The organism is Methylobacterium durans, from assembly GCF_003173715.1.
In the GTDB taxonomy this organism is placed as follows: Bacteria; Pseudomonadota; Alphaproteobacteria; order Rhizobiales; family Beijerinckiaceae; genus Methylobacterium; species Methylobacterium durans.
Genome location: NZ_CP029550.1, coordinates 4,671,196 through 4,689,620, shown reverse-complemented (window position 1 = coordinate 4,689,620; position 18,425 = coordinate 4,671,196). Strand labels below are relative to the sequence as shown.

Here is an 18,425-nt window from a genome sequence, read left to right as displayed (position 1 = left end):
TGAACGGGATCAGGCCGGGTCGCGGGCGACCACGTGGAAGCCGCGCCTCTCGACGGCGGCGACGAGGCGGTCCCCGCTCGTAACTTGCGGGTCAAAGAGGACGCGGGCGCGCGCTTCCTCGAAGGAGACGTCGACGCCGCGCACACCGGCCTGTGTATCCAGGAGCGAACCGACGGAGGCGGCGCAGGAAGCGCACCGCAAGCCCTCGATCCTCAGGGTGATGGTCTTCATCGTGGCTTCCCCTTCCTCGGTTCGTCGCACCGACAGGTGCCTGGCCCGCGCGGCGCGTCCTCCAGGGCTTCCAGGATGGTGCAGTCCTCAAGTCCGCCGCGTCCGGGGCAGGAAGCGACCACGGCCTCCAGGGCTGCGCGCACGCGGAGGAGTTCGGAGATCTTCTCGTCGACCTCCGCGATCTTGTGCTGGGCCTGGGCTCGCACCTCGGCGCAATCGGCGGCCGGGTTGGCGCGCAGGGCGAGGAGTTCCTGCGTCTCCTTCAGGGAAAACCCGATCCTCTGGGCCTGCCGGATGAAGCGGATGCGGGTGACCAGCTCAGGCGAGTAGGTCCGATACCCGGTTCCTTTGATGGGCTGCTCGATCAGGCCTTCGCGCTCGTAGAAGCGGATGGTCTCGACGCCCACGCCGGCGTCCTGCGCCGCCTGTCCTATGGTTTGATCTCTCATCCCGGATCTCGACATCACCAGCTCCCAACGACCCTAGCGGCCGTACCATGGTACGGAGTCAAGCCGCCTTCGAAGCCGCGTGTGAGGCGCCGCGCCGCGTTGGACCGTCGGCCGCCGCCGAGTCCGCGCCACCGCCGCCGACACCTCACGGAGGCGGCGCCATGCAAGAGCGGCGAGGCCGACCGTATGCGGCGCTTGGCCCCGACCCGTGGTGGCCGTCGGGAGCGGTGTGCAGACGGCCGGCAGGACGGGTGAGGACGCCATGCCGACAGATCCCCGTGGGCCGTGATCGCCGCCGCGGGCAGCAGGTTGCGGGCAGCGCGACCTGCGGCCCGCTAAAACTCAAGCTGGACCTCGGAGAGCGCGCATCATTCGGGCGATGACGTGCCACCGGCGTGGAACCCGTCGGGTCGATCTAGCGCACGCCGTGCGACGGATCCGGTTCCTGCCAGTCCAGGTGCGCGATGGCAGGAGCGTCGGGTTTGATCCGCGTCGCGCTGGACCGGCTTCCGCGCGCGGCGCGAGGGATCGGGCTGCTTTCCTCGTCTCCCGCTCAGCTCAACCGACCGAGGCCTGCTCAATCGACCCCGTCGGCTTTATGCCGCCGCGCCGGGCAGTCAGGAGGCGACGGACTGGCGTTCCGTGCGCAGCACCAGGACCCGACGCAGGCGGCCACCGGCTTCGAACTCGATCTCGTCCTCCTCCGCGCTCCCGAGCAGTTTCGCCCCCAACGGGGAGGTCACGGGGAGAAATCCGTTCGTGGCGTCGTCGCGCCCTAGGCTGAGCGTGAACGCCGCGGTCTTGTTGTCGTCCAGGTAACGGACCACCACCCGGTCACCGGCACCGATCCCGGCCGGTGCCGCCGCGGTCTTCCCCGTCGCAGGTTCGCCCTTGATGGCGTCGCCGCGCGGCTCACCCACGCTGCCTGGGGCGGTCAGATGCGTCGTGTGGACCCAAGCGCCCTGGACGGCGCCCCCGGGCGCGATGCCGGACCGTTCGAGGGTCTCGAACAGATCCAGCATGCAGTTGTCGGGATCGAGGGCGAAGCTCGACGCCCAGCACCGCCAGAAGCGCCAGCCGACGCGCTCCAGGACGCGCTGACGGCGCATGTCGTCCGCCCAGCGCTCCGGCCCATGATACCTGTCGCCGTCGCACTCGACCGCGAGCCGGCGCCCGTCTGCGCCCTCGACCACCAGATCGATCCGATACCCGAGCGCACCGACCTGCGGCGTCACCCGATATCCGCGCTCGACGAGGCGACGGAGGACGTCGCGCTCGAAATCCGAGTCGCACAGGGACTCCAAGTCCCCGGACCGGGCCGCAACGCCGGCCATGGGCTCGCGGAAGTGCCGGATGACACGCGCCTTCAGGTCGTCGGGCTTGAGCTCGTCCTCCCGGACCGAGCGCACCAGCACGAGCCGGTCGCGGGCCCGCGAGAGAGCCACGTTGAACCGTTGTTCGAACTGCGTCGCGGTCTGGGCCTGCTTGCTGCCCGGGTCGGCGATCATGGACAGGAAGACCACGTCGCGCTCGTTGCCCTGGAAGGTGGCGCTGTCGCCGCAGGCGATGCGGTGGCGCAGCATGACGTCCTCGCCGAGCTCGTCGAGGAGCATGCGGTTGATCAGGGCGGCCTGCTTGGCGCCGATGAGCGAGACGACGCCGATGGTCCGCCAACGGTCCTGGGCCGCCACGCGCGAGAGCGTCGGGTCGTCGACGAGCTTGCGGATCTCCCCGACGATGACCTCGGCCTCCCGCGGGTTCTGCTTGTCCCCCTGGCGGCGGCCGTCCGGCACGTAGATGTCGACGAGGGGCGGGTCGAGGCGTTCGTGCACGGTCGGCACCCGGAGGGGCACCAACGGTTCCGGATAGAACTGCATCGAGAACCGGATGATCGGCTCGACGCAGCGGAAGTGCTCCCGCAGCATGACGAGCTTGTCGGGAAACATCACCTTGGCGAGGTCGTAGAGCGAGGAGCCCGGCAGGAGAAGGGTCTTGAAGGGCTGGCCCTTCAGGAAGCCGTGTTCGAGCCGGTCGATCTTGGCGTTCTCGATGAAGGCCGCGCTCGGGCTGACCTGCTTGTCGTCCCCGACCACCAGGATCTTCCTGCCCCGAAGGAGGGCCGGCAACTCGCGAATATCCGACTGGGAAGCCTCGTCCATGATCACGAGGTCGAAGGAGCCGAGCTCGCCGGGCAGTTGCTCGGCCACCCGCCAGGCCGGCATGATCCAGCAGGGGATGGCCGCGTAGCAATCGGCCATGGCAAGGCGTGCGTCGCGGCGGTGCCGGGCAGCACCCTTTCCGGTGCCCTTGCCTGTCCTGCGCAGGGCGGTGGCGAACATCATCAGGGCCGAGCGAACGGGCCCCGTCATCGAGCGGCCGAGTTCGTAGAAGGTCCGCTCGCGGACGAGCTGCTCGAAGGTCTTCCTGACCTCGGCGTCGAGGCGAACGCGCTCGTCGGCGAGCACCCTCAGCCGACCCCGGTCGTCGATCCGCTTCAGGTAGGCGGCAATCGCGGCCCAGTCCCAGGCCTCGCGCCAGTCCGGCGGCAGGAGCGGATCGACGTCGCCGCGAGCCGGCTCGGCCCGAAGCCGGCCGGCCCAGATCGGCGCGCCGCCCTCACGGACGGCGCTGGTGACGGCTTGCACGGTCTCGAACGCGGCTCTGTGGTCGTGCAGGTCGGCGACCTGCCGGCGCAGGGCAGCCCAGAGGTGCGCGATTTGCTCCCCGTCGACCCGGTCCCGTCCGACCGCCTCGGACAGGAAGTCGCGGGCGAGCTTGCCGATCTTGCCCGCGGCGTCCGGGAACAGGGTCTCCAGACGGCCGATCTCGGCCCTTGAGGCTGCGAGCTGGGCCCCGGCCGCCGCGTTGCGGAACGCCTCCTCGAAGGAGACGAGACGGACAGGGTCGAACCAGAGGTCCCGGGGCGAGCCGCTTCCCGGGACGAGCCGAGCGAACGCCTCCGCAAGGACCTGCATCGCGCCGTCGGCCTCCACGAGCACGGCGTCGAGGGTGGCGACGAGTTGGGCGAGATCGCGCGCGGAGGCCGCCGGCGGCGCCCCGATCTCGTCACCGAGGGCGCGCCAGCGGATCCCGAGCGAACCGACCACCCCACGCCACGCCAGATGGTCGCGGACGTGGGCCCATTCGCTCGCCCCGGCCGGGGGACGGCCCTGCACCCGTATGGCGTCGACGAGGGGACGAAACGACTTCTCCCGGAAGGCGAAGAGGCCGAAGACCGATTCCCCCGCGGCCAGTTTGCGGACGATGTCGCCGACCTCCGCGGAAGCCGGCGCCAATGCCTCAGGAAGCTCGACCGGAAGAGCCAGGTAACGCTCTCGCTCGCGCGTCACGGGACGGGCGTCGTCGGCGAACTGCCGCGCGAGGCCGACGAGACCGCCCGACCCGTTTGGGGTGACGGCCTGGTCGGCCAGCGCCTTCAGCCATGGCGCCTCACGGACGAGACCTGCCACCCGGCGCAGGGTCTCCAGCGCGGCCGCGGCCCGGAGTGCCAGGGCGACCTCGTCCGGCGAGCCGATCCGCACCCGAACGGACGGATCGCGCGCGGCCGCCGCGGCGAACCGTTCGGAACGGATCAGGTCATCGTGCAGTCGCGCGACCGTGTCGCCGTCCGGCAGGTCGTCCACGGTGGGCAGGAGGCAGTCGATCTGTTCGAGGCGCGGCCCGAGGGCGAGGCGTGCCGCCCGCAGGGCGTCGACGCGCTCGTCCCGAGGCGCGGCTTCGACGGAGACGGCGTCCGGGCGGTCCTCGAACCAGCCGTGCCTCTGGGCCGAGAGGCTGATCGTCCGGGCGAGCTCGGCGGGACGCTCGTTCCCGAAGGCGGGCGAGAGCTGTCGCAGGGCGAATTGCGCGATCTCGGCATCGATGGACGCCAGACGCTCACGAAGGCCCACCACCGAGGCTTCCAGATCGCGGATCAGCCGTGCCTGCTCGGATGGCCTGATGCTCTCGACGACCGATTGCAGCAGGCGCACCGCCGTTTCGAGTTGCCGGAAACCCTCGCGCTCGGTCGCCGTGATGCTGATGGCCAGGTCGCGGATGCCGTCCGGCAATTGGTCGCGCAGCACGGCCAGGGCCGGCTCGCCGTGCGAGACGACGAGGACGCGGCGCCCGGTGGCCATGGAGTGGCAGATGATGTTGGAGATCGTGTGGGTCTTGCCGGTGCCCGGCGGCCCCTGCACCACGATGCCGTCGGCGGCTTCGAGGCGCCTGACGATCTCGATCTGCTCGTCGTTGAAGGGCTTCGGGAAGAACAGGTCGCCGGCTTCGGACGACCCTTCCGGCTCCGGCGCATCGCCGGAGGTGCCGCCGACGCGGTCGCTCAAGGGTCTCCAGACATCCTCCGACGACGCCTCGGTGGGTCCCATGACCAGCGTCCGCGCCGGACCCGTAAGCCCCTGCTCCTGCGCGATGCGCTCGACGGACCGCTTCAGGTTCTCGATGTCCGTCAGCAGGAAGCTGTCCGACCGGCGGCGGGCGAAGAGCACCCAGCGGTCGGACACGGAGAGGTTCCCATCCGCGGCCGGCAAGGGTTGATCCGGAGCCGGCGCCAGACGGTCCGGCAGGTAGACGCCCTCGGCGTCCAGCCGTGCCTGGCAGACCCTCAGGACGGGCTCGAAACTCTCGCGCCGGTAGGGCGAGACGCCCTCCTCCGGGTCGAGGATGGTCATTGCGCGCCGGGCCGCGTCCTGGGCGAGCGTCACGCCCTCGACGCCCAGTTCCTCGAAGGCCCGCAGGTTCACCGTCGCGCCGACCGCCCGCGGCCGCACCCGGATCACCGCCCCGCCGACGTCGTCGATCTCGATCTCGACCAGGCGTTCGACCAGCGGCAGGTCGATCTCACGCTCCTCCTTGCGCCAGCGCGCCAGGCCGATGCCCCAGACGAGCTCGAACGGACGCTCCCCGCCGCCGAGTTCGGCGAGCTGCGCGATTTCGAACAGCCGCTGGTAGAGGCTCAGCGACCTGCGAACCGGGCGCTCCGCGACGGACCAGGGCAGCCACGCGCCCGCGATCCAGGCCTCCGCGGCCGCCCGCAGGTCGGGTCGGTCCTCAAGCCGGAGGCGCACATCCCAAAGCCGGACTGCGTCGACCTGCGGTGCGAGCGCCTCGGCGCAGTCCACGGCGCGCGCCGTTCCCTCCGCGACGAGCGTGTCCTTCTCGCCCTCCGGCACGGTTCGGATCAGGAAGTCCCGCAGCTTCGGCCGGCGCTCCGGATCGGGGGTGATCTCCAGCCATTCCGCCGCAGCCTCGGGCGGCGCGGGCGGATCGCCGCGCCGAAGCCGCTCAACAGCGAGCCAGATCGGGCCGTCCTCGTCGACCAGGTCGTGCCTGACGCCCGGCAGGGCGTGCAACTCATGCTGGTGAAGGACGAAGGCCTGCCCTGTCGGAAGCCGGTGCTCCCCGAGCCGCATGGCAACCCTCTCGTCGAGCCTGACGACTTGCTCGACGTAGCCGAGAAGGGCGTGGAGCCGCCCGGCGGCGGGATCTGCTACGGTCTCTAGCTTGGTCATTGCCCAGGAGCGCTACTCCGACCGTGGCGCCTGGGCGAAGCTTTCGCACGGGACAGTCCGACAGGCTCTCATGCGGCGTCAAGCTCCCGTCGTCGAAAACTCCAGGGTCCCCAGGCGTCGGGCAAGCGGAGACGGGCTGGGCGCGGGTGGGCGGACCAGATCCTACGGCACGGCCAGGGAAGTGCTGGGCGGCGGCTGCTCACACCCAAGAGATTTCAGGCCTCACGGACTCAGAGAAGATCGACCCGAAGATGGCCCTGCCGACCTCCAGCGCCTCGTCCAGGGCCAAAGCGGCACCATCTCGGCGTTCCGACCGTCCGGTGAGCCAGCGCCGGCGGTGCTCGTGCGAGCAGAAGAACGTGGTCGTCCGGCAGCACGAGCCGGCGGCTCCCCTCGTAAGCGAAGTCGTACCAGACGACGGTTTCGTTCGGGGTCGCGTTCCGCACCTCGCGGCCTCCGGACGTCGTGGCTGTCCGGCTCCTCTCGCCGCCCCGGCCGGAGGTAGAAGGGGCAGGCCCGACCATGAACCGTCGCAAGGGGACATCCTTCGCCGGTTCACGATTTCGGGACTGTCGGGCCGGCGGCTTGGAGCGAGCGCCGGCACCTTCCCCCGGGATCAGCCGCGCTTGTCCTGGGGCTGCTGGCCGGAGCCGCCCTGGTTCTGCCGATCCATCATGGTCTGCATCATCTTGTTGCAGTTCTCCATCATCTTCGACATCTCCTGCATCATCGGCATCGAGCCGCCCTGCATCATGCCGTGGTCCATCATGCCTTTCTCCGGGGAGAGGGAAGGCGACGGGGCAGGCTCGGCCGAGGCCGCGGCGATACCGGCCAGCAAGGCGCCGCCCAATGCGGCCGTGGTCGCGAACTTCGAGATCGTTGCCATGAGGTCTCCTGTCGTCCGTTCGGTGTCAGGGTGGTCCGCCTCCGCGCTACGCGCGCGCGAAGACCTTGGTGTCGCCGTCGCCGATCTCGTAGACCGTGAACGGCTCCGTCTTCTCGCCATCCATGCCGGGTGAGCCCGCCGGCATGCCGGGCAAGGAGATGCCCTTGATGGCTGGCCGCTCGGCCAGGAGTCGCTTGACCTGTGCCACCGGTACGTGTCCCTCGACGACGTATCCCTCGATGAGCAGGGTGTGGCAGCCTTGGAGCGCTTCCGGCACGCCGTGCTCGCGCTTGAGCGCGGGCAGCGTGGAGGTGGGCCGGACAGTAACCGGAATGCCGCTGCGCCGGAGCACCTTGGCGTAGGCATCGCAGCACTGGCACTGCGGGGTCTTGTAAAGGATGGCGGGGCCGGCGCCTTGTGAGACCCCGACCCCGGGCAGGGCAGCCGCGAGGAACCCCACGAGAACCGTACGTCGCCTCATCCTCTCACGCCCTCCGGCCTCGATCCCACTCACGGGGCCGTGGTGATCGACTGGACCGTGTAGTTGCCTTTGGATCCGCTCAGCGTGAACTGGACCTTCGCGCCCGGCTTGACCTTCGAGAGATCGACGGATGTGGCTGCCGGGAACTCCATGTGCATGGCGGGCCAACCGATGGCCGGGATCGGCTCGTGGTCGAAGGTCACCTTGTGCTGTCCGGGATCCACGGCCGCGACCGTGCCCTTCGCGCTGGCGGTCTGGTTCTTCGCGCCGGCCGCGTTCCCGCTCATGCCCGGCATGTCGTCCATGCCGGAGGGTTTGCCGGCCTGCGCGTGCGCGGCCCCGCCGAGAAGCAGGCTCGTCGCGGCGGCCGCGGCAAGCGTCCTCATGCGGGTTGACTGACCAAGATCGAACATCGGCATCCCTTCTCTCGTCGCTTCGTCCTGCGGCCCGCGCGCAGCGGAACAGGGCTGGCCCGAGCCTCGCTCGACGGGCAGGCCGACCCTGCAGGCCATCGTGGAAAACTTCGGCACCGGATGGAGAAAGGTTACAGATCGACGTGGCGGCGCTGAAGGAAACGCCGACGCCGCGAGCGAAGCCGCCCCGGTCACACCGCCCACCGGCGATGACCCGGATCGGCGCGCCACGGGGCCGTGGACCGGCATCGATGGTCCTTGGCGCCCAGGTTTGTGCGCGCCCGCATGGTGCCGGCGCTATGGCGGCCCGGATGTAGCCGGGCCGCAATCGCAGAGATTCTGCGGCGAGAAGGAGAGGGTTTCGCCGGCGGCGTCCCGCGGCAGGGCCATCCCGCGCAGGCGGTTGTGGATGGCCGTCGCGGCGATGGCGGCCTGGCCCATCGCGACGCTGATCTGATCGAGGCTGCGCACGACGTCGCCGGCGGCGAACAGGCCGTCGGTCGAACTTCTCTGGTGCTCGTCCGTCACCACGCAACCCTTGCCGTCCAGCTGCGTGCCGAGTCCGCGCACGAGCTCCGACCGGGCATCGCTGCCGAGGGCCGAGTAGAGGACATCGAAGGAGCGGCAATCGCCGTCGCGCAGGGCGAGGGCGCGGATCCTGTCGTTCTCGATGACCACCTGTTCCACGCTCCCCTCGACGACCTCGATCCCGGCGGACGTGACCCGATCCCGCTCGTCAGCCGACAGCGTCAAGGGGCGGCCCAGCGACAGCAGGGTGATGTTCGAACTGTAGGTGCGGAGGAACAGGGCCTCGTGAAGCCCACTGCTGCCATGCCCGATGACCCCGACGCTTTCGCCCAGAACCTCGTAGCCGTCGCAGATCCCGCAATGGCGTACCAAACCCCGCCGGATCGCGTCCGGCAGGCCCGGGAAATCCGGCTCGCGGTCGACGATGCCGGTCGCCAACAGAACCGTGCGGGTGGCGATCCGCTGCCCATCGACCGTCGCGACGAACACGCCATCTTCCCGACGGGAGAGCTGGGTCACGGAACCCGCGACGACGTGGGCGCCGTATCGGCGGGCCTGTTCCGCCATCCGGTGCAGCAAGATCGGCCCGCGAATGCCATCCGGGAAACCGGCGTGGTTGTGGGACGTCGGGATCAGGGCCGCCCGGCTCCGACCGGCGTCCACCACTTGGAAGCGGCGACGGAACCGGGCCAGGTAGATGGCCGCGGTCAGACCCGCCGGGCCTCCGCCGACGACCAGGCAATCCAGGAGCTTGTCCGGCATGGTTCCGCGTTCCTCGCGACGGTGGGGCTGGTCGACGCCCGCGATGTTCGGCGTCGCGGTTCGGGCTCGGGACGTCACTCCGCAGCGGGTCTGACGAGCCGAGGCGGCACGTGGTCTCGGCCGGCTTCTGCCGAGCCCGGCTGGCTCCGGCTCCGATGCGGGAGCCCCCGCGCCTTGACCAAGCCGTAGATGGCCGGGATGACCACGAGGGTGAGGACGGTCGAGGAGACCATTCCGCCGATCATCGGTACCGCGATGCGTTGCATGACCTCGGAGCCCGAGCCCGTGCTCCACAGGATCGGCACGAGGCCGGCCATGATGGCCACCACCGTCATCATCTTGGGCCGCACGCGCTCGACCGCGCCCACCATGATGGCCCGGTAGAGATCCGCGCGGGTGGGGTCGCGCCCTGCGGCGACAGCCTCGGCCCGCTGCTCGTCCCAGGCATGGTCGAGGTAGATCAGCATGATCACCCCGGTCTCGGCCGCCACGCCCGCCAGGGCGATGAAGCCGACGGCCACCGCGACCGACATGTTGAAGCCCATCCACCACATCAGCCAGACCCCACCGACCACGGAGAACGGCAGCGACAGCATGACGATGAGCGTCTCGGTCAGGCGGCGGAAGTTGAGGTAGAGCAGCAGGAAGATGATCAGCAGGGTCACGGGCACCACGATCTTCAGGCGGGCCTCGGCCCGCTCCAGGTACTCGAACTGGCCGCTCCACTGCAGCGTGGTCCCCTGCGGGAGCTTGACCTCGCTGGCCACGGCCGCCCGTGCCTCGTTCACGTAGCCGCCGAGGTCGCGCCCCGTGATGTCGACGAAGATGTAGACCGCGAGCTGCCCGTTCTCGGTGCGGATCGAGGTCGGGCCGCGGGTGAGCTGGACCTTGGCCACCTCGCCGAGCGGGACGGTGCCGCCATTCGGCATCGGCACCTGCACCTCCCTTGCGATGGATTGGGGGTCCGAGCGGAAGGCGCGCGGGTAGCGCACGTTCACGGTGTAGCGCTCGCGGCCCTCGACCGTGTTCGTGACGCTGTCGCCGCCGAGCGCCATGGCGATGACGTCCTGGACGTCGCCGACCATGAGGCCGTAGCGCCCGAGCGCCTCCCGGTCCGGCGTGATGTCGAGGAAATAGCCGCCGATCACCCGCTCGGCATAGGCGCTCGACGTGCCGGGCACGGCCCGCACGACCGCCTCGACCTCGCGGGAGACCTTCTCCATCTCGGCCAGGTCCTTGCCGTAGACCTTGATGCCGACCGGGGTGCGGATGCCGGTGGCCAGCATGTCGATGCGGGCGCGGATCGGCTGCGTCCAGGCATTCGAGACGCCCGGGAACTGCAGGGCCTTGTCCATCTCGGCCTTGAGGCTCGCCAGCGTCACGCCGGGGCGCCACTCGGCCTTCGGCTTCAGGCTGATGATGGTCTCGAACATCTCGGTCGGCGCCGGGTCGGTCGCCGTCGCGGCCCGCCCCGCCTTGCCGTAGACTGTCGCGACCTCGGAGAAGGACTTGATGATCCGGTCCTGGGTCGCGAGCAGCTCGCCCGCCTTCGTCACCGATATGCCCGGCAGGGTCGTCGGCATGTACATCAGGGTGCCCTCGTTGAGCTCCGGCATGAACTCGGAGCCGAGCTGGCGCGCCGGCCAGATCGTCAGGGCGAGGACCGCCGCGGCGGCGAGGATGGTCAGGACCTTGGCCCTGAGCACACGCTTGATCACCGGCCGATAAATCCAGATCAGGAAGCGGTTGAGGGGGTTCCTGTGCTCGGGGACGATCCGGCCGCGCACGAACAGCACCATCAGGGCCGGCACCAGCGTCACCGACAGCGCGGCGGCGGCGGCCATGGCGAAGGTCTTGGTGAAGGCGAGCGGCCCGAACAACCGTCCCTCCTGGCTCTCCAGGGTGAAGATGGGGAGGAAGGAGACCGTGATCACGAGCAGGCTGAAGAACAGCGAGGGGCCGACCTCGGCCGCCGCTTCCACCAGAATCTCCACGCGCGGCTTGCCCGGCGGGGCGCGCTCCAGGTGCTTGTGCGCGTTCTCGATCATGACGATGGCCGCGTCGATCATGGCGCCGACCGCGATGGCGATGCCACCCAGGCTCATGATGTTGGCACCGATCCCGAGAAGGTGCATGCCCCCGAGCGCCATCAGGATGCCGACCGGCAGCATCAGGATGGCGACGAGCGCGCTGCGCAGGTGCAGCAGGAACACCACGCAGACGAGCGCCACGATGACGCTTTCCTCGATGAGCGTGTGCTTCAGGGTCTCGATGGCCGACTCGATCAGCTGGGAGCGGTCGTAGACGGGCACGATCTCGGTGCCCTTGGGCAGGCTTTTCGCCATCTCGGCGAGGCGTGCCTTGGCGCCCTCGATGACGTTGAGGGCGTTGGCGCCGAAGCGCTGCAGGATGATGCCGCCGGCGACCTCGCCCTCACCGTTCATCTCGGTGATGCCGCGGCGCTCGTCGGGGCCGAGCTCGACCCGGGCGACGTCGCGCACCCGCAATGGGGTGCCGGCCTCCGTCTTCAGGACGATGTTCTCAATGTCGGCGACACTCTTCAGGTAGCCGCGCCCGCGCACCATGAACTCGAACTCCGAGAGCTCGACCGTGCGGCCGCCCACATCCGCGTTGCTGGCCCGGATCGCGTCCCGGAGCTTGTTCAGGGACACGCCCTGCGCCCGCAGGCGGTTCGGGTCGACGACGACGTTGTACTGCTTCACGAAGCCGCCGACCCCCGCGACCTCGGCCACGCCCTCGGCCCGCGAGGCGCCGAAGCGCACCACCCAGTCCTGAAGCGAGCGCAGCTCGGCCAGCGTCTGCTGTTTGGCCAGGATGACGTACTGGTAGACCCAGCCCACGCCCGTCGCGTCGGGCCCGAGCGTCGGCGTGACGCCCGCCGGCAGGCGCTTGGCGGCCGCATTGAGGTATTCGAGCACGCGCGAGCGGGCCCAGTACGGGTCGGTGCCGTCCTCGAAGATGACGTAGACGAACGAGACGCCGAAGAACGAGAAGCCCCGCACCACCTTCGACTTCGGGACCGTCAGCATCGCGGTGGTCAGGGGGTAGGTGACCTGGTCCTCGATCACCTGGGGCGCCTGGCCCGGATACTCGGTGTAGACGATGGTCTGGACGTCCGAGAGGTCCGGGATGGCGTCGAGCGGCAGGGTGCGCACGCTGTAGAGGCCGGCCGCCACCACGAACACGGTGCCGATCATGACCAGAACGAGGTTGCGGGCGGACCAGCCGATGAGGCGGGCGATCATGGTGCCTTCTCCTCGCCGGCGGCCGGCGCGGCCGCCATGCCCTGCAGGGCGGCCTTGAGGTTGCTTTCGGCGTCGATGAGGAAGTTGGCGGAGGTCACGACCTGCTCGCCGGCCTGCACGCCCTCACGGATCTCGGTATAACCGTTGCCCCGGGCGCCGACCTGGACCGCTCGCGGCTCGAAGCGGCCCTCGCCCTTGTCGACGAGCACGACTTGGCGCGCGCCGGTGTCGATGACGGCGTCGTCGGGCACCGCGACGACGGGCTTCGCCGACCCGGTCCCGATCTCGACGTCCGCGTACATGTCGGGCAGCAGCACCCCGTCGGGGTTCGGCAGCTCGATGCGAACGCGGGTGGTACGGGTTTCCTTCGCCACCTGCGGGTAGATGAGTCCGATCTTGCCGGTGAAGGCGCGACCGGGGAGCGAACGCACGCGCACGGTCGCGGCCTGACCGATCCTCACGCTGCCGAGCTCGTGCTCCGGCACGTCGGCGAGCACCCACATCACCGAGATGTCGCCGATCCGGAACAGGGTTTCGCCGGCCGACGCCTTCATGCCCTCGACCGCCCCGCGTTCGAGGACGACGCCGTCCCGGGGGGACGACCAGGTGATGGCCATGGGCACCCTCCGGGTGCGCTCCATCTCGGCGATGGCCTCGGCCGGCACGTTCAGGTTCTGCAGGCGCCGGCGTGATCCGTCGAAGCCGGGATTGGCGATGAGCTGCGCCGCCGCGGCGTTGATCTCGGGCGAATAGACCTGGACCAGCGGCTGGTCCTTCCGGACACGGTCACCGGTCGTGACGTTCTCGACATGGTCGACGAAGGCGTCGGAGCGGGTGGCCACCACGGTGACCCGGCGCTCGTCCAGCGTGACGGTGCCCGGCACCCGCACGGGGCGGCTCACGACGCGCCGCTCGACGGCCTCCGACCGCACACCGGTGCGCTGGATCTTGCCGGGGGAGATCCTGACCGTGTTGCCGTCCTCGGCCTCGCCTTCGTAGACGGGGATGTAGTCCATCCCCATCGAGTCCTTCTTCGCCACCGGTGAGGTGTCCGGCAGGCCCATGGGATTGCGATAGTAGAGAACCTTCTTGCCCCCGGCCTGCGCCATGCCGGTCTGGCCGCCACCGGCCGGCTCCGCCGGCTTCGGCTCGAAATCCACGTCCTCGCCGACGCGCACGGGCCGGTAGTCGCGGCCATCGGGCGTTTTGGCCGGGGCGAGCGCGTAGAGCGCCTTGTCGGGATCACGATAGTAGAGGACGGGGGCGTCCGGTGGCGACCCCGCCTCGTCCCGGACGAGCAGCGTGGAGACCGAGACCGGCAGCCAGGCCGGCAGGGGCCAACGGGCCTCGCCGGCCCTCAAGCCAAGGGCGAGGGCGCCCACGAGCGCAGCCGGCACGGCCACGAGCCCGATGAACCCAGAGACGAAGCTTCGGCGGGTGCCCCGGCGCCCGTGCGCCTCGCCGACCTCGAACGGTGTCATGTGGTCCATCACGGCACCGCCTTGAGCGCGAGCTTGGTCTGCACGGTGCCGGTTTGGCCCTGCACCTTGGCGGCCAGCGAGAGCTGCCAGTCGCCGGCCATCGTGAGATTGGTCTTGAACCGATAAAGGCCGGGCTCGGTCGCGGGCTGCGGCTCCAGTTCCGTCGTCATGGTGGGCATGCCCGAGGGCGCCATGTCGAGGCGGTGAGCGAACACGACCGCGTCGGGAGTGGGCTTGCCCGTCGGCTTGTGCACGAGGCGCACCGCCAGAACCGCCTCGCCCTGCTTGGCCCGGGCGTCGGTCAGCTCGAAGGCATAGTCCTTGAGCGCGACCGGTGTGCCGGCGCCGGTGGGAGGCGACCCTGGAGCCGGCAGCCAGCCGGCGAGCGAGGCGGGCACGTGCTCGGTGATCGAACTCGGAATCGTCCAGGTCCCGCGCCCCCAGCCGTAGCCGACGCCGGCGGCAGCCGCGAGCATCGTGGCCAGGAGGGGGATGGCCAGGATCCATCTTGTCCGGCCACCGCCGTCCGGGGCGGCCTCGAACTCCTCGAAGTCATGGAACGGCGTGTTCTGATGCATCATGGAACCGCTTGCAGGACGAGCCTGCCCTGGATCGGGGCCGAAACCCCGGGGACCTTGGCCGCGAGCGTGAGTGCCCAGGCGCCCGCCATCGAAAGGTCGGTCTCGAAACGGTAGTGGCCGGGCAGCGTATCGGTCCGGAGCTCCAGCGGAGCCGTCATCGCGCCCATGCCGTCAGGCGACATGTCGATGCGGCTGATGAACAAGACCGCGTCCGGAACCACCTTGCCCGTCCGCTCGTCGACGAGCCGGACCAGGATGGTCGTGCCGTAACCCTGCTTCACTTCGCGCTCGACGAGCTCGAACGTGTAATCGCTCGATGAGCGGCGGCCAAAGGAAGAAGCAAGGGTAGCGCCCGAGAGAGTGAGGAGCAGCGTCAGCGCGAGGACACGCCACCATGGTTTGCACCGCGCCGGAGCGGCCGCGGCGCGTGCCGCGGCCACCGGGGGCATGCGAAGCCGGGTTCTCAAAACGCAGGACCCCCTGCCGTGCCGCCGAGGTTCTGTTGAGCGGGCAGGCGGGACGGAAATTCGGCGTTCCCGCGGGTGCTGCTGCGCAGGTCGCGGCCTTGCCGGTCTCGCGCGCCGCGCATGCGACCGACGGGTCCGGCAAGGCTTCCGGTCGTCACCGGGTCGCGCAGCGCGTGAGCCGAAGACCGGTCATGCTGGTGCGCCGGCGGACCGGATCGCGCCTGCAATCCCGGCGAGGCGGATGCAGCACCGGCCACGGTCAGTGCGACGAGCGTGATACCAACCCTGAGCTTCATGACGGATCTCCGTCCCTGGGGGCGCCAGCCGTTCAGCGCTATTGCCAACGAGTTCGGGGGGCGGGATTATTTCGTTACAAGCGATGGCTTGCCGTCTCGACCGCGCCGTTGCCGATGCGACGGTATCTGCGACGGCCTCAATATTGCGGGCCGCCGGCGGTGCCGCCGAGGTTCTGTGCCTCCGGCGCTCGTTCAGGAAACCGCGCATTGCCACGCGTGCTGCTGCGCATATCCCGGCCGAACACGTCGCGGGCGTCCAGCTCCAAACGAGGGCCATGGGGTAAGCTGCCGGTCGCCTGCGGGCCGATGCCGGGGCGGATCGAGCCTGAAAGGCCGCTGCCGCCGCGGCAGGATCCCGGATGCCGGAGAGAGGACCGGCTGATGCAGGCGCCGCGAAGGCCGCGAGAGCGATGGCGGCTGCGAAAGAATAATTCACGATTGCGCTCCGAAGATGATGAATAAAGATTAGATTTGTGCCTCTACTGTCATGACTTCGAGTTTGGCAGATTTTTAGTTACACGGTGTCTTGCGATGACGTTGCGCGTTGAAGGCCACTGGTCTGATTGGTGAGCCGGCCCGAGGGAACTTCCGCTGAGATGTCCGGGCCTACGCCTGATGCGTGAAATGCGGGCCAGGGACCGAGCCTCGACCCAGGCGGCAGGCCGCCCAGGTCGAGGCGCGTCCGTGCACGCCGGAAGCCGGCGGTCAGGCTACCTGCGCGCGGATTCTTGGCACCTCGCGCCTCGATATCTCGGACCTCACCGCTGCGCTGACCTTCTCGAAGGCGCGCACCTCGATCTGGCGCACGCGCTCGCGGGAGACGCCGAACTCGCCCGAGAGGTCTTCCAGCGTGATCGGATCCTCGACCAAGCGCCGCGCCTCGAAGATGCGCCGCTCGCGCGGGTTCAGCACGCTCAGCGCGTCCCGAAGAGCCGAGAGGCGGTTCTGCCCCTCCTCCTCGCCCGCGAGCACCGCTTCCTGGCTCGGCGTGTTGTCCACGAGCCAATCCTGCCACTCGCCCTCCCCCTCCTGGCGCAGGGGCGCGTTGAGGGAGGTGTCGCCGGACAGGCGCCGGTTCATGTCGATGACGTCCTGCTCGGGCACGCCGAGACGGGTCGCGATCTGCTTGACCTGATCGGGCTTGAGGTCGCCCTCCTCCAGCGCGGAGATGCGGCCCTTGGCCTTGCGCAGGTTGAAGAAGAGCTTCTTCTGGTTGGCGGTGGTGCCCATCTTCACGAGGGACCACGAGCGCAGGATGTATTCCTGGATCGCGGCCTTGATCCACCACATCGCGTAGGTCGCGAGACGGAAGCCCTTGTCCGGGTCGAAGCGCTTCACGGCCTGCATCAGGCCGACATTACCCTCGGACACGACCTCGCCGAGCGGCAGGCCGTAGCCGCGGTAGCCCATGGCGATCTTCGCGACGAGGCGCAGGTGCGAGGTCACGAGCCGGTGGGCGGCCTCACGGTCCCCCCCATCCCGCCAGCGCCTGGCCAGGGTGAACTCCTCGGCCGGCGCCAGCAAGGGAAACCGATGGATCTCGCTGAGGTAGCGGGGCGGGATGCCGAACTCAGACGAGACCGACAGGGAGGTGTTCTGCATGACGGAGGCCGCCGATGTTCCTTGGGCAAGAATCGAGGTCGACTGAGGTTGGATTACTGTTGGCCGTGACCCCGGCGGTTCGTGTTCTCCCGATGCGGGACGCCGTTGACCGAACCCGTCGAGCTCACATCCAGGGTGACGTTCGGCCGGGAGGCGACGGTATTCCGCCTGTTCAATTCGTAGAGCTTGATGGCGTCGGTACCGTTCGGGCCGGCCGAAGCAACGTACGGTGTCGCCACCGCAATCACGGTGGCAATCGCCAGGGCTATGGCTGAAGACTTCATGGACGTTGATCCTTCTTGCGAGACTAAATCGAGGTGTTGGCTTGAGCCCCCGGTTGCGCCGGGAGCCGTTACGGATGCGAGGGTTTCTCGAATGGAGGGGTGCCAACACGTGGCACAGCGGCATGCCGGGCTCATCGCCCCGGCGGCAGCTCTCTTGAGCTCACGACGGCGGGCCGGCGCGGCTTTTCGCGTTCAAGCCCGCCCCGTGGACCGCGCCCGCGCCCGCGGCTCAACCCAGCTCGGTCCGTCCCGTCCTGTCAGAAATTCGGCCGGAGCCGTGCCGGATGACGGGTCGCTGGGCGGCGGGACCCGATGTCGACCGACCCGGTTGTGCGGGCGGCGTCCGGCGCTTCGAGGGTGCGGGGTGCCGTCTGGTGCGCTCCAGGCCGGAAGCGAAGCGGAACATTGTCGATCCACCCAGCGAGGGCGTAACCCGGCAACCCGGCAATCATGGCGATGCCCGCGAAAACGGGGATTATCTTGTTCTTCATGGCGGGACACTTTTAGTTGTCTCAAAGCTTGCTGCTTCTGTCCTTGATTTCGGACCTGCCGCGAAAGCCGTTACAGCGCACTCAAAATATCTCACGTGGTCCGACCGGCTTCGCGAGGGGCCGCCGCAATCGCCGCCCAGCGGGGATCGCTCCTCCGCCCGAGGGGAGGACGCACGGTCGGGCCTCACTCCTCGGTTCGGGGTGGGGAGAACAGGTAGAACCCGTCACGGCTGGCCGCCTTCCAGGCGGAGGCCGCCTTGAAGCCCGGTGGCCTGAAGCCCCGCTTGCCCAGGGTGCCCCGGTACTGCCACGCCGCACCGGTGAGAAAGTCCGGGATCGGCAGGCTTGTCGGAACCGCGCAGTATAGGTCATGGGCGAACCGGGCTTCGAAGATGACGTAGGTCCGCGGCGGCGACTTTGCCCGACCATGGGCGCCCTCGGCGAGCGTCGCGACGCGCTCCCGAGGTCGGGGGCGGCGTTCCCGCGCAGCCGGGGTTCCGCGGTCCGCGCGCCTCCCCCTCGGCGGCCCCATACGCACCGAAGCCACCCCGATCATGTCCGGCCAGGCGTCGCCGATCCTCGATGACGGCGGGTTGGCGCCGTGTATCCCGCGCCGCTGCGGAGCGCGACCGGCGCGAACCGCGGCCGTACAGGCCGCATCGGCCCGGGATGCGAGCCG

16 protein-coding genes are annotated in these 18,425 nt (G+C 69.5%); all 16 read right to left on the bottom strand.

Annotated features, from left to right (window positions below):
• Nucleotides 1-9: 9 nt before the first annotated feature.
• The 16 genes from DK389_RS21505 to DK389_RS21430 all read right to left on the bottom strand — a co-directional run bounded on the left by DK389_RS21505 (nucleotide 10) and on the right by DK389_RS21430 (nucleotide 18,293).
• Nucleotides 10-231, bottom strand: coding sequence for a heavy-metal-associated domain-containing protein (locus tag DK389_RS21505; protein WP_194075097.1), 222 nt, complete (start codon nucleotides 229-231; stop codon nucleotides 10-12).
• Nucleotides 228-680 carry a MerR family DNA-binding protein gene (locus DK389_RS21500; RefSeq protein ID WP_109892655.1) on the bottom strand — a complete coding sequence of 151 codons (453 nt, stop codon included), beginning with the start codon at nucleotides 678-680 and terminating at the stop codon, nucleotides 228-230. The genes DK389_RS21505 and DK389_RS21500 overlap by 4 nt, the downstream gene beginning before the upstream one ends.
• A 617-nt stretch (nucleotides 681-1,297) precedes the next feature.
• A complete protein-coding gene (locus tag DK389_RS21495) occupies nucleotides 1,298-6,208 on the bottom strand; it encodes an AAA domain-containing protein (protein ID WP_109892653.1) in 4,911 nt (1,636 codons plus the stop codon).
• Between the two features lie 199 nt (nucleotides 6,209-6,407).
• On the bottom strand, nucleotides 6,408-6,752 hold the full coding sequence (gene merB, locus DK389_RS35710; RefSeq protein WP_109892651.1) for an organomercurial lyase: 345 nt from the start codon (nucleotides 6,750-6,752) through the stop codon (nucleotides 6,408-6,410).
• Nucleotides 6,753-6,824: 72 nt separating this feature from the next.
• Entirely contained in the window at nucleotides 6,825-7,094 is a 270-nt protein-coding gene (locus DK389_RS21485; RefSeq protein ID WP_109892649.1) for a hypothetical protein, read from the bottom strand.
• Nucleotides 7,095-7,140: 46 nt separating this feature from the next.
• The gene (locus DK389_RS21480; protein ID WP_109892647.1) at nucleotides 7,141-7,575 is read right to left on the bottom strand and encodes a DUF411 domain-containing protein; all 435 of its coding nucleotides are present in this window, start codon (nucleotides 7,573-7,575) and stop codon (nucleotides 7,141-7,143) included.
• A gap of 29 nt (nucleotides 7,576-7,604) precedes the next feature.
• Entirely contained in the window at nucleotides 7,605-8,237 is a 633-nt protein-coding gene (locus DK389_RS34440) for a copper-binding protein (RefSeq protein WP_236960229.1), read from the bottom strand.
• 48 nt (nucleotides 8,238-8,285) lie between these two features.
• Nucleotides 8,286-9,278, bottom strand: coding sequence for an NAD(P)/FAD-dependent oxidoreductase (locus tag DK389_RS21470; RefSeq protein WP_109892645.1), 993 nt, complete (start codon nucleotides 9,276-9,278; stop codon nucleotides 8,286-8,288).
• 74 nt (nucleotides 9,279-9,352) lie between these two features.
• A complete protein-coding gene (locus DK389_RS21465; RefSeq protein ID WP_109892643.1) occupies nucleotides 9,353-12,544 on the bottom strand; it encodes an efflux RND transporter permease subunit in 3,192 nt (1,063 codons plus the stop codon).
• Nucleotides 12,541-14,034 carry an efflux RND transporter periplasmic adaptor subunit gene (locus DK389_RS21460; protein WP_109892641.1) on the bottom strand — a complete coding sequence of 498 codons (1,494 nt, stop codon included), beginning with the start codon at nucleotides 14,032-14,034 and terminating at the stop codon, nucleotides 12,541-12,543. Before DK389_RS21460 ends, DK389_RS21465 begins: the two co-directional genes overlap by 4 nt.
• Complete coding sequence (locus DK389_RS35310; protein ID WP_109892639.1) at nucleotides 14,034-14,606, bottom strand: FixH family protein; 573 nt, start codon at nucleotides 14,604-14,606, stop codon at nucleotides 14,034-14,036. The genes DK389_RS21460 and DK389_RS35310 overlap by 1 nt, the downstream gene beginning before the upstream one ends.
• Nucleotides 14,603-15,055, bottom strand: a complete 453-nt coding sequence (locus DK389_RS21450; protein WP_109892637.1) for a FixH family protein — start codon at nucleotides 15,053-15,055, stop codon at nucleotides 14,603-14,605. Before DK389_RS21450 ends, DK389_RS35310 begins: the two co-directional genes overlap by 4 nt.
• A 14-nt stretch (nucleotides 15,056-15,069) precedes the next feature.
• Nucleotides 15,070-15,369 (bottom strand): hypothetical protein, encoded by a 300-nt coding sequence (locus tag DK389_RS21445; protein WP_109892635.1) that lies wholly within the window; start codon nucleotides 15,367-15,369, stop codon nucleotides 15,070-15,072.
• Between the two features lie 705 nt (nucleotides 15,370-16,074).
• Nucleotides 16,075-16,971 (bottom strand): RNA polymerase sigma factor RpoH, encoded by an 897-nt coding sequence (gene rpoH, locus DK389_RS21440; protein ID WP_109892633.1) that lies wholly within the window; start codon nucleotides 16,969-16,971, stop codon nucleotides 16,075-16,077.
• Nucleotides 16,972-17,024: 53 nt separating this feature from the next.
• Nucleotides 17,025-17,255, bottom strand: a complete 231-nt coding sequence (locus DK389_RS21435; RefSeq protein WP_109892631.1) for a hypothetical protein — start codon at nucleotides 17,253-17,255, stop codon at nucleotides 17,025-17,027.
• Nucleotides 17,256-17,930: 675 nt separating this feature from the next.
• Nucleotides 17,931-18,293: a hypothetical protein gene (locus tag DK389_RS21430; protein ID WP_162560758.1), complete on the bottom strand. Its 363-nt coding sequence runs from the start codon at nucleotides 18,291-18,293 to the stop codon at nucleotides 17,931-17,933.
• Nucleotides 18,294-18,425 lie beyond the last annotated feature (132 nt).

Coding starts and splice junctions, on each gene's coding strand:
- DK389_RS21505 (WP_194075097.1), bottom strand. CDS start 231: ATGAAGACCATCACCCTGAGGATCGAGGGCTTGCGGTGCGCTTCCTGC.
- DK389_RS21500 (WP_109892655.1), bottom strand. CDS start 680: ATGAGAGATCAAACCATAGGACAGGCGGCGCAGGACGCCGGCGTGGGC.
- DK389_RS21495 (WP_109892653.1), bottom strand. CDS start 6,208: ATGACCAAGCTAGAGACCGTAGCAGATCCCGCCGCCGGGCGGCTCCAC.
- merB (WP_109892651.1), bottom strand. CDS start 6,752: ATGTCCCCTTGCGACGGTTCATGGTCGGGCCTGCCCCTTCTACCTCCG.
- DK389_RS21485 (WP_109892649.1), bottom strand. CDS start 7,094: ATGGCAACGATCTCGAAGTTCGCGACCACGGCCGCATTGGGCGGCGCC.
- DK389_RS21480 (WP_109892647.1), bottom strand. CDS start 7,575: ATGAGGCGACGTACGGTTCTCGTGGGGTTCCTCGCGGCTGCCCTGCCC.
- DK389_RS34440 (WP_236960229.1), bottom strand. CDS start 8,237: ATGCCGGTCCACGGCCCCGTGGCGCGCCGATCCGGGTCATCGCCGGTG.
- DK389_RS21470 (WP_109892645.1), bottom strand. CDS start 9,278: ATGCCGGACAAGCTCCTGGATTGCCTGGTCGTCGGCGGAGGCCCGGCG.
- DK389_RS21465 (WP_109892643.1), bottom strand. CDS start 12,544: ATGATCGCCCGCCTCATCGGCTGGTCCGCCCGCAACCTCGTTCTGGTC.
- DK389_RS21460 (WP_109892641.1), bottom strand. CDS start 14,034: ATGGACCACATGACACCGTTCGAGGTCGGCGAGGCGCACGGGCGCCGG.
- DK389_RS35310 (WP_109892639.1), bottom strand. CDS start 14,606: ATGATGCATCAGAACACGCCGTTCCATGACTTCGAGGAGTTCGAGGCC.
- DK389_RS21450 (WP_109892637.1), bottom strand. CDS start 15,055: ATGCCCCCGGTGGCCGCGGCACGCGCCGCGGCCGCTCCGGCGCGGTGC.
- DK389_RS21445 (WP_109892635.1), bottom strand. CDS start 15,369: ATGAAGCTCAGGGTTGGTATCACGCTCGTCGCACTGACCGTGGCCGGT.
- rpoH (WP_109892633.1), bottom strand. CDS start 16,971: ATGCAGAACACCTCCCTGTCGGTCTCGTCTGAGTTCGGCATCCCGCCC.
- DK389_RS21435 (WP_109892631.1), bottom strand. CDS start 17,255: ATGAAGTCTTCAGCCATAGCCCTGGCGATTGCCACCGTGATTGCGGTG.